Consider the following 14,838-nt stretch of genomic DNA (forward strand, 5'->3'; position numbering starts at 1 on the left):
CGCGATCGGGCGCAGAAGTTCAGCCGAAGAGGAAGTCTGCCGACTTCTCCAACTCGCGTTCCAACAGCGGTACGAGCGTAGTCGAGTACGAGGCGGTCATGTGGTCGTCGTCGCGATACGCCGTGACGTTTCCGACGATCGGTTCGCAGCGGGACGAGCAGAAGCCGTCCGCGACGTCGACCTCGACGAACGATTCCGGCAGATCCGGCATCGAACGTGACGGAGATTCGGCCGCATACACCCTGCTCCGCTCGAGTCCACACTCCGCAGGCGCTGCTGCGTGCTGCTCGAGGCACTCGGGAATACGCCATGGGAACCGTGGCGTGTCGCGCACACCCACGACGCGGATCCCGGCGTGATCGAGCGCCTTCCACGCCTCGACCTGCCCCGCGATGACAAGTTCGGCCTGATCGAGGTACGTCTTCGTGGAGACGGTGAACACGGCGTCGGGCTGCAGCCGGATGATCTCGTCGATCGCCGCCTTGTTCCATGCCACGCAGCTCGCGTTCGGATTCTTCTCATCGAGACTGAGACGGCATCCGTCCTTGTCAATGATCGTCAACCGCCAGTGGTGGCGCTCCGCGAGCGTGGTCATCGCGTCCGCCCATTGCTGCGTGTGGGATCCGCCTGCCATGACGATCTCGAGCGGTGAGTCGGCGTCACCTCGTGGTGCGCACGTCTTCACGATGGCGAATTCGGCCGTGTCGCGGTAGTTCTGGATGCACTTCTCCTGGTACACCTCGGGGAGATCGTCGAAGGCGATCGACGCATCGGGCGCGGGGTCGACCTTCTCGGGGGTCGAGGCGCCGTCCGTGAGTACGAGCGCTCCGGGATAGTCCGAGCCGGTTTCGGAGACGGCGGTGAGGGTCTCGCTCTGCGACTGCTGAACAGCGGCGGCACCGGTCGTGACGATGAGCGTGAGGGTCGCTGCGGCCCCGAGCGCGAGAATCGGATAACGCTTCCGAGGCCGCCGGTTCGCGACCTCGAGCACCGGTTCGGAGACGAATCGCTGGGTCAGCCAGGCGAGCAGGATCGCGGCAGCGAGCACGAACGCGCCCCCGAGGATGCCGACGCCGTCGTAGCCACGGACCGCGAGGTACGCGATGAGGATCGGCCAGTGCCAGAGATAGAGCGGGTACGAGATCCGCGCGAGCCAGCGGACCGGCGGAGTGGCGAGCGCGCGATCGACGCCAAGGCGCGTCGGGCTGCCCGAGCAGACGATGATGAGTGCGGCTCCGGCGACCGGGATGAGTGCGGCCGGGCCCGGGAATTGCTGCGCACCGTCCAGCACGAAGCCCGAAGCGATGATCAGAGCGGCCCCGGTCCAACCGAGTGCGACCCGCCAAGCGGTCGAGAACCGGTTCACGTGGCTGAAGGCGATCGCGAGCAACGCGCCAGCACCGAGTTCCCAGAACCTCGTGAATGAGTCGAAATAGGCGACAGCGGGTTCCGACGCGTTGAGGGACCACGCGTAAATGAAGGAGGCGACCGTCATCAGCAACACGATCCCCGCGACGAGATGCGTCGTCCACGACCGCCGGCCGCCGACACGGAGAACGAGAGCGAGGAGCAGTGGCCAGACGAGGAAGAACTGACCCTGCACCGACAGCGACCAGAAGTGCTGGACGGGACTCGTCGACGGCCCGGCCGCCCCGTAGGCGAGCTGCGAGGAGATCAGTTCCCAGTTCTCGTAGTACAGGGCCGAGGCCACGATCTCGTGTCCCGTCTGCGTCCAAGTCGATGCGGGGAGGACGGCGAGGGTCATCACGACCGTCGCGGTGAGCACCAGCAGAGCCGGCGGAGTCAACCGCATGACCATTCGCTCGTATCGGCGCCGGAGGTTCTGAGGACGCCCGGAGACATGACTCCTCAGCATCGCGAGCGTCAGGAGGAACCCCGAGACGAAGAGGAAGACATCGACGCCGCCCGACACGCGTCCCCGACCAAAGAGATGGAAGAGCACGACGAGGATGAGGGCGAGGCCGCGGATGCCTTCGATTTCGTCGATGCGGCGATGGGCGGTGTTGGACATCTGGGTCGTGTGATCCTCGGTCTTGGAATCGGGGGCAATCGAGTCTAAGAGCTGATCGGAGTGCGCTCGACCAGCGGGAGGAACCGACACCGCGGGCCGAGGCGGCCCACCGACCGGCCGACCCCTCGATAGTGTGGGACCACGCCGACGAGAGGACCACGCACGGATGTTCGTGACGATCGACAACACCCCGCGCGACTACGCCTGGGGCTCGCGCACCGCGATCGCCGAATACCGCGGGCGCGCTGCGTCGGGTGACCCCGAGGCCGAGCTCTGGCTCGGTGCGCACGCCGGCTCGCCGTCGAAGATCGTCGATGCGGCATCCGTCGGCCACGCCGACCTCGCCGACTGGATCGCCGCCGACCCGGTGACCGCGCTGGGGCCCGAGCTCGCCGCTCAGGGTGCGAGACTGCCGTTCCTGCTCAAGGTGCTTGCCGCGGGTGCACCGCTGTCGCTGCAGGCGCACCCGACGCCTGCGCAGGCGCGTGCCGGCTTCGCGCGGGAGGAGGCCGAGGGCGTCGCGATCGACGCCTACGACCGCAACTACAAGGACGGGTTCCACAAGCCCGAGCTCATCGTCGCGGTGAGCGAGACGTTCGACGCCCTCTCGGGCTTCCGTCCGCTCGAAGAGGTGCAGGGCGTGCTCGCGGTGCTGCGTGCCGCCGACGCCGCATCGGCCGACCCGCAGCCGGGCGCGCTCGACCTGCTCGCAGCGCACCTCGCCGAACCCGAGCCGCTGCGGGCGACCGTCGAATGGCTGCTTCGCGACGGCCGCGGCGGCGACTCGGGCGAGGCGAGCTGGGTGATCGAGCGCGTCGTCGCGCTCGCCGCATCGACCGAGGCGGCGGCGTCACCGTATGCCCGGTCCTTCGAGACGGTCGGCGTGCTCGCCGAAGCTTACCCGGGCGACCCCGGCATCGTCATCTCGCTGTTGCTCAACCGCGTGCGGTTGCGGGCCGGAGAGTCGCTGTACCTCGCCGCCGGCAACATCCATGCCTACCTCGACGGCCTCGGCATCGAGCTCATGGCCGCGAGCGACAACGTGCTGCGCGGTGGGCTCACGCCCAAGCACATCGACGTCGCCGAGCTCGTCGACGTGCTCGACTTCACGCCGATGGCGCCGCCCCGGCTCGCCGCCGTCGACGTCTCGGCCGGCGTGAGCGCGTACCGCCCCGGCGTTGCCGATTTCGAGCTGTACCGCGCGGAGCCGGGCGCGGGCGCATCGACGATCGAGCTGCACGGCCCTGCCATCGTGCTCGCGGAGGCAGGGGCGCTCGACCTCGCGGGAGCGCGGAGCCGGACGCCGCTCGAGCGCGGTCGGGCTCTCTACGCAACCCCCGACGAGGTCGCGCTGCGCATCTCGGGTGCCGGGGTTGCCTGGGTCGCCACAGTCGGGCGATCCGCGCCGTCGGACGCCTGACCCCGCGAACCACGTCGACGATGGCGGGCAGCGATGGGCCATCATGGACGGGTGAAGGGAATCATCCTCGCCGGAGGATCGGGCAGTCGTCTTCACCCGATCACGCTCGGCGTCTCGAAACAGCTCGTGCCGGTCTACGACAAGCCGATGGTGTACTACCCACTGTCGACCCTGATCCTCGCGGGCATCCGCGAGGTGCTGGTCATCACCACGCCGCACGATGCCGCCCAGTTCCACCGCCTGCTGGCCGACGGGTCGCAGTTCGGCATCTCGATCGAGTATGCCGTGCAGGACGAACCGCGAGGCCTCGCGCAGGCGTTCACGATCGGGGCCGACTTCATCGGCGACGACGACGTCGCCCTCGTACTCGGCGACAATATCTTCTACGGCCCCGGCCTGGGCTCGCAGCTCGCACGGTTCGCCGGCCTCGACGGCGGCGCGGTCTTCGCCTACTGGGTTGCCGACCCCACGGCGTACGGCGTCGTCGAGTTCGACGCCGACGGTCGCGCCATCTCGCTCGAGGAGAAGCCTGTGGTGCCCAAGAGCAACTACGCGGTTCCGGGTCTCTACTTCTTCGACAGCTCGGTCGTCGAGGTCGCCGCGGGGCTCGTGCCCTCGGCCAGGGGGGAGCTCGAGATCACCGACGTCAACGCGCATTATCTTCGCCAGGGGCGCCTCGCCGTCGAGGTGCTGCCGCGCGGCACGGCCTGGCTCGACACCGGCACGCCCGACTCGCTGAACGACGCGAGCGACTTCGTGCGCACGATCGAACGGCGGCAGGGGCTGAAGGTGGGCGTGCCCGAGGAGGTCGCCTGGCGGCGCGGATTCCTCTCGGACGATGGGCTGCGCGAGCGCGCCGAGCCACTCGTGAAGTCGGGGTACGGCGCCTACTTGCTCGACGTGCTCGAACGGGGGCGCTGAGATGTCGATCCTCCTCGTGACCGGCGGCGCCGGCTTCATCGGATCGAACTTCGTGCGCCACGTGCTCGAGAGCACCGACCGATCGGTGATCGTGCTCGACAAGCTCACCTACGCGGGCGATCTCGGCGCGCTCGACGGCCTGCCGTCCGACCGGTACGAGTTCGTGCGGGGCGATATCGCCGATGCGGCACTCGTCGACGGACTGGCCGATCGGCTCGGCGCCGATGACGCCATCGTGCATTTCGCCGCGGAGTCGCACAACGACAACTCGCTGGCCGACCCGGCACCCTTCCTCGAGACGAACGTCGTCGGCACCTACACGCTGATCGAGGCGGCCCGTCGCCGCGGACTCCGGTTCCATCACGTGAGCACCGACGAGGTCTACGGCGACCTCGAGCTCGACGCACCGGGCCGCTTCACCGAGGCGACGCCGTACAACCCCTCGAGTCCCTACTCATCGACGAAGGCCGCCTCCGACCTGCTCGTGCGCGCGTGGGTGCGCAGTTTCGGGCTCCGGGCCACGATCAGCAACTGCTCGAACAACTACGGGCCCTACCAGCACGTCGAGAAGTTCATCCCGCGCCAGATCACCAACCTGCTGCGCGGCGATCGGCCGAAGGTCTACGGCTCGGGTGAGAACGTGCGCGACTGGATCCACACCGACGACCATTCGTCAGCGGTGCTCGCGATCCTCGAGCGCGGGGCGATCGGCGAGACCTACCTCATCGGTGCCGACGGCGAGCGTTCGAACCGCGAGGTCGTCGAGTTGCTGCTGACGGCGTTCGGGCGCCGGCCCGACGAGTTCGACTTCGTCGGTGAGCGGCCCGGGCACGACCTCCGCTACGCGATCGACTCGACCAAGCTGCGCGAGGAGCTCGACTGGCGGCCCGCGCGGGTCGACTTCGAGAAGGGGCTGCACGCGACCGTCGAATGGTATCGGGCGCACGAGACGTGGTGGGGCCCCCAGAAGGAGCGCACCGAGGCCGCGTACGCGAAAGTCGGCCGTTGAGCGGCGACGCGCTCCGCGTCGCGGAGACCGAGATCCCCGGGCTGCTCGTGCTCGACCTGCCCGTGCACGCCGACGCCAGAGGCTGGTTCAAGGAGAACTGGCAGCGCGAGAAGATGCTCGCCCTCGGGCTGCCAGACTTCCGACCGGTGCAGCAGAACGTGTCGTACAACGTCGCGGCGGGCACCACCCGCGGCATCCATGCCGAACCGTGGGACAAGCTCGTCTCGATCGCCTCGGGCCGGGCGTACTGCGTCTGGGTCGACCTGCGCGAGGGTCCGACCTTCGGGCGTAGGGTCGCACTCGAGCTCGGACCCGAGCGTGCGGTGTTCGTGCCGCGAGGCGTCGGCAACTCCTACCAGACGCTCGTGCCCGATACCGCGTACAGCTACCTCGTCAACGAGCACTGGCGCCCCGACGCCGCGTACACCTTCGTGAACCTCGCCGACGAGTCGCTTGCGATCGACTGGCCCTTCCCGCTCGACGAGGTCGAGCTCTCACCCGCCGATCGCGGTCACCCCGCCCTCCGAGACGTCGATCCGCTGCCGGCGCGCCGCGTCGTCGTGATCGGCGGCGACGGGCAACTCGGACGTGCGCTGCGGATCGAGCTGCCCGGGGCGCGCTTCGTCACGCGGCGCGAACTCGACCTCGGGGTGCCCGGTGCGATCGAGGCCCACGACTGGTCGGATGCTGCGGCCATCGTCGTCGCCGCGGCGTACACGGCCGTCGACGAGGCGGAGACGCCGGATGGGCGGCGCGCCGCCTGGCGGATCAACGCCGAGGCCGTTGCGGAGGCCGCCGACGTCGCCGAACGGCTGCGAGTGCCGCTGGTCACTGTCTCGAGCGACTACGTCTTCGATGGAGTGCGGACACGGCACGACGTCGATGAGGGCGTGGCTCCGCTCGGTGTGTACGGGCAGACGAAGGCGGCCGGCGAGTTCGCCGCCCGCCGCTGCGCACGTCACTACATCGTGCGGACGAGCTGGGTCGTCGGCGAGGGGGCGAACTTCGTGCGCACGATGGCGTCGCTCGCGGAACGGGGCGTCGATCCCTCGGTCGTCGACGACCAGTTCGGACGGCTCACGTTCGCGGGGGACCTCGCCGGCGGCATCCGGCACCTGCTCCAGACGCGGGCGCCGTACGGCACCTACCAGCTGAGCAACGGGGGCGCGCCGCAGAGCTGGTTCGAGATCGCGCGCGCGGTGTTCGAGATGCTCGGCCACGACCCGGACCGCGTGCGGCCCGTCTCGGGCGAAGAGTACGGGCGCGGACTCGCCGCAGCACCCCGCCCCCGGCACAGCACGCTCGACCTCGCGAAGATCGAGGCGACGGGGTTCCGCGTGCGTGATGCGAGAAAGGCGTTGCGCGAGTACCTCGGCGAGGGCCGAACGCCGTGACGCGAGCCGCAGGACCCCGCGGCGACCCCTCGGACTCAGCTCGCGACGCGCATGCCGAACAGGCGTCGGTAGGCCGTCGGGGTGGTCTGCAGCACCTTGACGAAATGGTGTCGCATGACGGCAGCGGTGCCGAAGCCGGTCTCGCGGGCGATCTCCTCGAGGTTGAGATCGCTCTCTTCGAGCAACTGCTGCGCCCGCAGCAGTCGCTGACGGTTGAGCCATGCGTTCGGCGTCGTGCCGGTCTCGGCCCGGAATCGGCGGGCGAACGTGCGGGGCGACATCAGCGCCCTGCGCGCGAGCAGGTCGACGGTGAGGTCCTCATCGAGGTGCTCGAGCATCCACGCGGTGATCGTGGCGAACGAGTCGCTGCGGCACTCGACCACCGGCGTCTGGATGAACTGCGACTGGCCGCCGTCGCGCTGCGGTGGCACCACCATGCGGCGGGCGATGATGTTCGCGGCGCTCGCCCCGAGCTCGGTGCGCACGACGTGCAGCGCGGCATCGATGCCGGCGGCCGTTCCAGCGCCGGTGACGACCTTGCCGTCTTGCACGAAGAGCACGTCGGGGTCGACCTCGGTGTCGGGGAAGTCGGCGGCGAGGCGGTCGGAGTACATCCAGTGGGTCGTGGCGCGGCGGCCGGCGAGCACGCCCGCCTTGCCGAGCATGAAGGCGCCCGAGCAGACGCTCAGCACCCAGGCGCCGCGGGCGACGGCGTCGCGGAGCACCTCGGCGATGCGCTCGTCGACCGGCTGGTCGATGAGCGCGGCCGGCACCGCGACGAGGTCGGCGGTGCGAGCGAAGTCGAGGCCCTCGTGCACCACGAGGTCGAAGCCGAGCTTCGTCGACACCGTGCCGGGGTCGGCGGCGACGACGTGGAAGTCGAAGACCGGTCCGCCGTGCTCGGATCGGTCGATGCCGAACACCTCGCAGATCACGCCGAACTCGAACGGCGCCATCTGGGGAACGGCGAGACAGGCGATGGAGCGGAGCATGCTGACCTCCGGTTGTCGGCGAGCCGATGGCAGGAATGGGATGATCTGTGTCAACTCTGCCACTGTCGGCAGGATCTTGCAATCCATACATTAACTGCCATGTCCATCATCATGATCCTCCTCATCGCCGTCCTCGTCGCGCTCGCCGTGTGGGGTGTCGTCGCCACCGTCGCGGGGCTCGGCCGCGACGGCTACGGCAGGCCCGAGATCCGGGACCGGGTACGGCACGTCGAGCGGCTCGGATGACCCGGGGCCTCGAGCCGTCCAGCCGCCACCCCTCGGCCCTGGCCTGCCGGGGTCTCGAGGCGCTCGCCGCGCTCGCTCCTCGGCCCGCTCGACGCCCCCGTTAGGATCGTGTGGGCGCCGGAGACACCGCCGCCGGAGAGGCGGAACATGAGCTGGCTGGTCACCGGGGGAGCAGGCTACATCGGTGCGCACGTCGTGCGGGCGTTCGCGGCGAAGGGCATCGACACGGTGGTCGTCGACGACCTGTCGTCGGGCCGGCGCGGCTTCGTCGCCGACGGCACGCCCTTCGTGCAGGGCTCGATCCTCGACGGACGCCTCCTCGAGTCCACCCTCGAGCGCTACGACGTGCGCGGCGTCGTGCACCTCGCCGGCTTCAAGTACGCCGGCGTCTCGGTGCAGCGCCCCCTTCACACGTACCAGCAGAACGTCACGGGCACGTCCACCCTGCTGGCGGCAATGGAGTCGAAGGACGTCTCGCGGATCGTGTTCTCGTCGAGCGCGGCCGTCTACGGCACGCCCGACGTCGACCTCGTCACGGAGTCGACCCCGAAGCATCCCGAATCGCCCTATGGCGAGTCCAAGCTCATCGGCGAGTGGCTCCTCGCCGACCAGGGCCGCGCGGCGGGGCTCGCGCACACGAGCCTGCGCTACTTCAACGTCGTCGGCTCGGGCACCCCCGAGATCTTCGACCCGAGCCCGCACAACCTCTTCCCGCTGGTGTTCGACGCGCTGCTCGACGGTCGTACGCCCCGCATCAACGGCGACGACTACCCGACGCCCGACGGAACATGCGTGCGCGACTACATCCACGTCGCCGACCTCGCCGAGGCGCACGTCGCGGCCGCACAGCGGCTCGACGCCGGCGAGTCGATCGAGCCGGTCTACAACCTGGGCTCGGGCGACGGCGTCTCGGTCGGGGAGATCATGCGCACCGTCGCCGACGTGACCGGCATCGAGTTCGCGCCCGAGATCGCGCCGCGCCGCGCCGGCGACCCGGCCCGCATCGTCGCCTCGGGCGAGCTCGCCGCCCGCGACCTCGACTGGAGGATGCGCCACACGCTCGCCGAGATGGTGCGCACGGCGTGGGAGGCTCGCCGCGCCGCTGCGTGAGCCGACGATTCATAACGTCTCCCCAACACACCGGCGTGTCGCGTGCCGCGTGAAGCCTCGACAGGTGATTGAGGGTTTACCATCTGCGACTTGACTCGCGGGAATTACATGGGTGTAATTGTTCATGACACACCCTTCGGGTGGTCGGTACAACTGGGTGGGAGACGATATGGCGAGTCCTGAATATCGTTCTGGAGTACCTGACGATTGGTTCGTCGATCCGGTCAGGCTGGGAGTACCCGGTGTGCGCCCGGCGGTCGATGACGACAATCCGTTGGCGTGGCAGAGCGACGCATTGTGCGCGCAGACCGATCCCGAGGCGTTCTTCCCTGAGAAGGGCGGATCGACGAGGGACGCGAAGAAGATCTGCACCGGCTGCGAGGTCCGCGCCGAATGCCTTGAATACGCGCTCGGCAACGATGAGCGGTTCGGCATCTGGGGCGGGCTCTCCGAGCGCGAGCGGCGCAAGCTGCGCAAGCGAGCGGTGTGAGTCGCGGGGCCTGCTTCGGCAGGCCCCGCACTCGTCTTCGCCGGTTTCGAGGCGCGCCCGGGGGAGTCTCCCGACGAGCGGCGTGCGCCGCTTAGGCTGACTGCGATGTTCCCCAGAGTCACCGCCGTCCTCGTCGTGCACCACGGCGGCGACCACCTCCGTCAGACGCTCGAGGCGATCCGCTCCCAGGAGCGCGGCCCCGACGCGCTCGTCGTCGTACTCACCGAGGCCGACACCGTCGCGCGCGAGCAGATCGCGAAGATCTCGCCCACCCACCTCGTCGACCTCTCCCAGCGTCTCTCCTTCGGCGAAGCAGTGCGCGCTGCCGATCGCGTGCTCGACGAGCCCGACTCCGATGGCGACGCCCTCTGGCTGCTCGCCGAGGACAGCGCGCCCGCGCCAGATGCCCTGGCCCGCCTCGTGGCGACCCTCGAGACGGCCAAGTCGGTGGCGATCGCCGGGCCCAAGCTCGTCGAATGGCACGAGCCCGACCGCATCGCCCGCTTCGGCCGCTCCATCACGCGCCTCGGTCGCAGCGTCACCCTCGTCGCCGACGAACTCGACCAGGGGCAGCACGACGGCATGAGCGACGTGCTCGGGCTCGACCCGGCGGCGATCCTCGTGCGGCACTCGGTGTGGCGCACGCTCGGCGGCTTCGACCCGGGCCTGCCCACCGTCGACGACGCGCTCGACCTGTCGATCCGGGCCCGCCTCGCCGGGCATCGCGTCGAGGTCGTACCCGAGGCGAAGGTGCGATTCGCGGGCGCCGGCGTCGCCGGGCCCGAGACGGGCCCGAAGGCGCGGACGACGCGCCGGCGCGTCCGCAACACCCGCGCGGCGCAACTGCACCGGCGGCTCGTCTACGCGCCCCTCCTCCTCGCTCCGCTGCACTGGCTGACCTTCCTGCCGCTTGCGGTGCTCCGCTCGATCCGGCTGCTCCTCGTGAAGGCGCCCGGCGCCATCCCCGGCGAGTTCGCGGCTGCGGTGACGACGATGTTCTCGGGCGCCCGCGTGCCGCGTGCCCGCCGCAGGCTGAAGTCCGCCCGCACGGTCGGCTGGTCGGCGATCGCGCCGCTGCGCATGCAGCCCGACGAGATGCGCCGCCGCCGGCAGCACGCCGCGGAGGCCCGCCGCGAACGCGCGCGCGGGCGCAAGCACGAGCTCCAGTTCCTCGGCACGGGCGGTGGTTGGGTCCTGCTCGCCTCGATCGTCGCGTCGATCGCGCTGTTCTCCTGGCTCTTCGGCGCGGGCGGCGTGAGCGGAGGCGGCCTCGAGCCGCTCTCGAACGGCCTCGACGCACTCTGGCGCAACGCCGCCTACGGCTGGCGCGACATCGGCCCCGGATTCATGGGCGGCGCCGACCCGTTCGCCGGGGCGCTCGCCGTGCTCGGATCCGTGACCTTCTGGGCGCCGTCGACCGCGCTCCTGTTGCTGTGGCTCCTCGCGATCCCGGCGGCGGCGCTCGGCGCCTGGTTCGCGGCATCGCGACTGACCGAGCGCGGGTCGCTCCGGGCGGTCGCCGCATTGATGTGGGCGTTCGCCCCGCCGTTCCTGATCGCCCTCGGCGACGGGCGCCCCGGGGCCGTCCTCGCACACGTGCTGCTGGCATGGCTCGCGTTCGCGGCGTTCGGCGCCGCGACCTCGTGGGCGGCTGCCGCGACCGCATCGCTCCTGTTCGCCGCGGTCATCGCCGCGGCGCCGAGCCTCGCGCCGGCGCTGCTCATCGCCTGGATCGTCGCGCTCGCCGTGAGCGGGCGGGCCGCCGTCCGGCTCGTGGGCCTGCCCATCCCCGCGATCGTGCTCGCCGCGCCGCTCGTGATCGGGCAGATCGACCGGGGCAATCCGCTCGGCCTGCTCGCCGACCCCGGGCTGCCGACCGAGAGCACCGTGCCGTCGGTGTGGCAGCTCGCCCTCGGCCTGCCCGACGGCTCGTGGGGAGGCTGGAACAGCTTCTTCGCGACCACGAGCGTCGATTTCCGCATCGCCGTCAGCGCGCTCGTGCTGCCGCTCGTGATCGTCGCGCTCACCGCGGTGCTCGCGCCGGCCCTCCGCTCCGCCGTGCTCGCGCTCGGGACGGCGCTGCTCGGCTTCGCGACCGCCCTGCTCGCGACGCACCTCGCACTGTCGAGCTCGGGTGCGACCGCTGTGCCGCTGTGGTCGGGTGCCGGCCTCAGCCTCGCCTGGATCGGGCTCGTGCTCGCCGCCGTCGTCGCGCTCGACGCGCTGCGACGAGGCCGTGCGCTCGTTGCATGGGTCGTGCTCGCCGCCGTCGTCGCCGCCGTCGTGCCGACGGCGATCGACCTCGCCACGGGCACGGTCGCCGTACGGCCCGCCGCGGTGCGCACGCTGCCGGCGTTCGTCGGTGCCGAAGCCGAGAACGACTCCCGCGTCACGACGCTCCGCATGACGCCCGACGCCGACGGCAGCCTCCGCGCGACGCTCGAGCGCGGCGCGGGCACCACGCTCGACGAGCAGTCGACCCTCGACGCCACCGCACTGACGCTCTCGGCCGATGAGGAGCAGCTCGCCGAGATCGCGGGCAACCTCGCGTCGCGGAGTGGCTTCGACCCAGAGGCCGCGGTGCGCGAGTTCGGCGCTTCGTTCGTGCTGCTCGACGACCCCGAGGTCGACGACCGCGCCGCGGTCGCCACCGCCGAGCGAGCGCGTACCGCGCTCGACGGCAACGCGGCGCTCGTGGCCGTGGGCGAGACCGACTTCGGCACGCTCTGGCGGTTCACGTCGGCAGAACCGGATGCCTCGGCGGCGCAGATCCCGCCGGAGGCGAGCAGCTGGCTGGTCGGCGCGGTCGCCGTCGTGCAGCTCATCGTGCTCGGAGCGACGCTGCTGCTCTCGATTCCGACGGGTGCCGGCCGCGAAGCCGACCGGAGTACGCAGCGTCGACCCGCGCGGCGCCCGCTGATCCGTGCACGCAAGCCGAAGCCGGTCGCGGCAGCGGGCGGGGCGGAAGATGCGAGCGGCATCGTCGCCGCCGGATCCGACGACGAGATGACGTCGCCACCGGGGAGCGGATCGCTCGAGCCGGCCCCGAAGACCGAGCCCGTCGACGACGAGCCGCAGGCAGCGGCCTTCGACGACGAGCATCCCACGACGGCAACCGACGAGGTCGAGCCGCCCGCCGGGGCGACCGACGGCGGCGAGTCCGAGGCATCCGAACCGCCGCGAACCGAATCCGAGCCCGACGTGACCGAAGGAGACGACGATGGCCGCTGAGCGCTACTTCAGCCGCCGGCTCGCCCGGATCGGCGCACGCGGCCTCGCCCTCGTGATCGCGGCCGGCGTCGCCGTCGGCGCTCTCGCGGCGGCCGCGCTGGTGCCGTGGCCGGAGCACCGCATCACGCCGCCGTCGCTCGTCGTGAAGCCTGCCGAGACGGGACAGCTGCGGGTGTGCCCCGGCCCGCTGCTCTCGCTCGGCGACGACCCCGATGAGGCGACGACCGCGAGCTCGGTCGGGACGACCTCCGTGACGCACGGCGCCGTCCCCGACGATGCCGAGGTCGCCGAGACCCCACTCGCCGCCCCCGAGAATCCCCGTGCCGACCGCGACGGCACCCCGCTCGCGCTGACCACCGAGGCCGGTGCGGTCGAGGCGGGCATGCTCGCCGGTGCGCAGGGGCAGCAGGTCTCGCGCGACACGATCGCCGGATACGCCGTGGCCGCCTGCGACGAAGTCGTCACCGAGGCGTGGCTCGTCGGCGGCGCCACCGACGTCGGGCGCTCGGGGCTCGTGCTGCTCTCGAACCCGACCGCCGTCGCGTCGACCGTCGATGTCCGCGTGATCGGCGAGGGCGGCGCGGTCGACGCGCCGTCGGGTCTCGGCATCACGGTGCCGGCCGGCGAACAGCGCGTCGTCTCGCTGGCCGGGCTCGCCCCGAACCTCGCCTCGCCCGTCGTGCACGTCACGAGCACCGGCGGTGGGATCGCCGCGTCGCTCGAGCACACCGTCGTCGAGGGGCTCACGCCGGCGGGCGTCGAACTCGTCGGGCCGACCGCGACGCCCGCCGAGGTCCAGATCATCCCCGGCTTCACCGTGCCGGTCGACGGCGGCGTCGACGCGACGGACGACCACGCCGAGGGCGACGCCTTCCCGGCAGTGAGGCTCCTCGCGACCGGCGACGATCCCGTGCAGGTCTCGATCGACATCGCTCCCGAGTCGGGCGGTGGAGGCGGAAGCATCGATGCGACGCTCGAGCCGGGGATCGTCAGCGACGTACCGCTCGGCGACCTCGATGCGGGGGAGTACACCATCGCGCTCGAGGCCGACGGGCCGATCGTCGCCGCCGCGCGCGCGACGACCGGCTCCCCGCAGGCGCAGACCGATCCCGACGGCGACGACCGTGAGGCATCCGTCGACCTCGCCTGGACCGCGGCGACGCTGCCGCTGCTCGACACGGCGGTCATCGCGGTTCCGCGCGGGCCGAACCCGGTGCTGCACCTCGCGAACCCCGGCGACGACGAGGTCGAGGCGATGCTCACGGTCGACGGCGACGAGCGTGAGGTGCGGATCGCCCCGGGTACGACCGAGGCGATCGAGGTCGAGGCACGCGGTGTCGTCGAACTCGCCGGGACGGCCGGATTGCACGCGACCGTGGCGTATTCGGGCGAACGGGCGCTGTCCTCGTTCCCGGTGCGCCCCCCGGGGCCGCTCGACTCGCCGTTGCGGGTGTTCCCCCACTAGCTGCCGCACGGGGGTCTCGATCAGCGCTTCGCGCCTCTCGACCACCGAGAGGTCAGAAGTGGCGGTACCGCCCGGGGGCGAGCTCCCACGGGTCGCGCCCGAGGAAGTCGGCGATCGCGCGGAACACGCAACTCTCGACGAGGAGCTTCTCGTCTTTGTCCTCACCCTCCTGCAACCGCAGGAACCGCACGATCGGCAACCGGAAGAAGACGATGCGCCGCTCGTCGTGGTAGACCTTCCACCGGTCGATGTGATCATCGTGGATGGCCTCGGCCGGCGCCTGGGCGACCTCGAAGACCACCCCCTCGAGCTCGGGCCACAGACCCCGCAGGTACGACACCGTCGTCGCGACCGTGAGCTCGAACTCGTCGAGCCGGTTCGTGAGCATCGGGAGGTGCGGACCGGTCACCGGTGAGCGCATGCCGCGCCCGTGGCGGTCGCGGGCGAGCCGCCTCGGAGAGCGCGGTGCGGCGACACGACGAGAGCGGGGCATACCCTCCATCGTAATGGCGGGGGTCGTCGCTAATC

At 70.9% G+C, this 14,838-nt stretch carries 12 protein-coding genes; 9 read left to right on the forward strand and 3 right to left on the reverse strand.

All coding sequences use genetic code 11. From position 1 onward, the window contains the following. Positions 1-19: 19 nt before the first annotated feature. Positions 20-2,221 carry an acyltransferase family protein gene (locus PX701_RS13590; protein ID WP_275506599.1) on the reverse strand — a complete coding sequence of 734 codons (2,202 nt, stop codon included), beginning with the start codon at positions 2,219-2,221 and terminating at the stop codon, positions 20-22. On the opposite strand from PX701_RS13590, the gene manA reads away from it, so the two are divergent. From manA to PX701_RS13610, 4 genes are read left to right on the forward strand one after another with little or no spacing between them, the layout of a single operon-like run. Continuing rightward, the gene (gene manA, locus PX701_RS13595) at positions 2,199-3,452 is read left to right on the forward strand and encodes a mannose-6-phosphate isomerase, class I (RefSeq protein ID WP_275506600.1); all 1,254 of its coding nucleotides are present in this window, start codon (positions 2,199-2,201) and stop codon (positions 3,450-3,452) included. The two genes, PX701_RS13590 and manA, sit on opposite strands and share 23 nt — an antisense overlap. Positions 3,453-3,503: 51 nt before the next feature. Further along, a complete protein-coding gene (gene rfbA, locus PX701_RS13600) occupies positions 3,504-4,373 on the forward strand; it encodes a glucose-1-phosphate thymidylyltransferase RfbA (RefSeq protein WP_275506601.1) in 870 nt (289 codons plus the stop codon). A 1-nt stretch (position 4,374) separates the two neighbouring features. Continuing rightward, positions 4,375-5,382, forward strand: coding sequence for a dTDP-glucose 4,6-dehydratase (rfbB, locus tag PX701_RS13605; protein ID WP_275506602.1), 1,008 nt, complete (start codon positions 4,375-4,377; stop codon positions 5,380-5,382). Next, a complete protein-coding gene (locus PX701_RS13610; protein WP_275506603.1) occupies positions 5,379-6,776 on the forward strand; it encodes a bifunctional dTDP-4-dehydrorhamnose 3,5-epimerase family protein/NAD(P)-dependent oxidoreductase in 1,398 nt (465 codons plus the stop codon). The genes rfbB and PX701_RS13610 overlap by 4 nt, the downstream gene beginning before the upstream one ends. A gap of 35 nt (positions 6,777-6,811) precedes the next feature. Here PX701_RS13610 and PX701_RS13615 read toward each other — a convergent pair whose 3' ends face one another. Beyond that, positions 6,812-7,768 (reverse strand): GlxA family transcriptional regulator, encoded by a 957-nt coding sequence (locus PX701_RS13615; RefSeq protein WP_231431569.1) that lies wholly within the window; start codon positions 7,766-7,768, stop codon positions 6,812-6,814. Between the two features lie 99 nt (positions 7,769-7,867). Between PX701_RS13615 and PX701_RS13620 the strand changes: the two genes are divergently transcribed. From PX701_RS13620 to PX701_RS13640, 5 genes are all read left to right on the forward strand, one after another. Further along, positions 7,868-8,014, forward strand: a complete 147-nt coding sequence (locus PX701_RS13620) for a hypothetical protein (RefSeq protein ID WP_275506604.1) — start codon at positions 7,868-7,870, stop codon at positions 8,012-8,014. A 147-nt stretch (positions 8,015-8,161) separates the two neighbouring features. Next, a complete protein-coding gene (galE, locus tag PX701_RS13625) occupies positions 8,162-9,124 on the forward strand; it encodes a UDP-glucose 4-epimerase GalE (protein ID WP_275506605.1) in 963 nt (320 codons plus the stop codon). A 169-nt stretch (positions 9,125-9,293) separates the two neighbouring features. Next, the gene (locus PX701_RS13630) at positions 9,294-9,614 is read left to right on the forward strand and encodes a WhiB family transcriptional regulator (RefSeq protein WP_231431566.1); all 321 of its coding nucleotides are present in this window, start codon (positions 9,294-9,296) and stop codon (positions 9,612-9,614) included. A 105-nt stretch (positions 9,615-9,719) separates the two neighbouring features. Next, positions 9,720-12,845, forward strand: a complete 3,126-nt coding sequence (locus PX701_RS13635; RefSeq protein WP_275506606.1) for a glycosyltransferase — start codon at positions 9,720-9,722, stop codon at positions 12,843-12,845. Further along, a complete protein-coding gene (locus PX701_RS13640) occupies positions 12,835-14,310 on the forward strand; it encodes a DUF5719 family protein (RefSeq protein WP_275506607.1) in 1,476 nt (491 codons plus the stop codon). The genes PX701_RS13635 and PX701_RS13640 overlap by 11 nt, the downstream gene beginning before the upstream one ends. Before the next feature lie 52 nt (positions 14,311-14,362). Here the strand turns inward: PX701_RS13640 and PX701_RS13645 are convergent, their stop codons facing one another. Next, a complete protein-coding gene (locus PX701_RS13645) occupies positions 14,363-14,803 on the reverse strand; it encodes a hypothetical protein (protein WP_275506608.1) in 441 nt (146 codons plus the stop codon). Positions 14,804-14,838 lie beyond the last annotated feature (35 nt).

The organism is Agromyces chromiiresistens (assembly GCF_029167465.1).
Taxonomy (GTDB): Bacteria; Actinomycetota; Actinomycetes; order Actinomycetales; family Microbacteriaceae; genus Agromyces; species Agromyces chromiiresistens.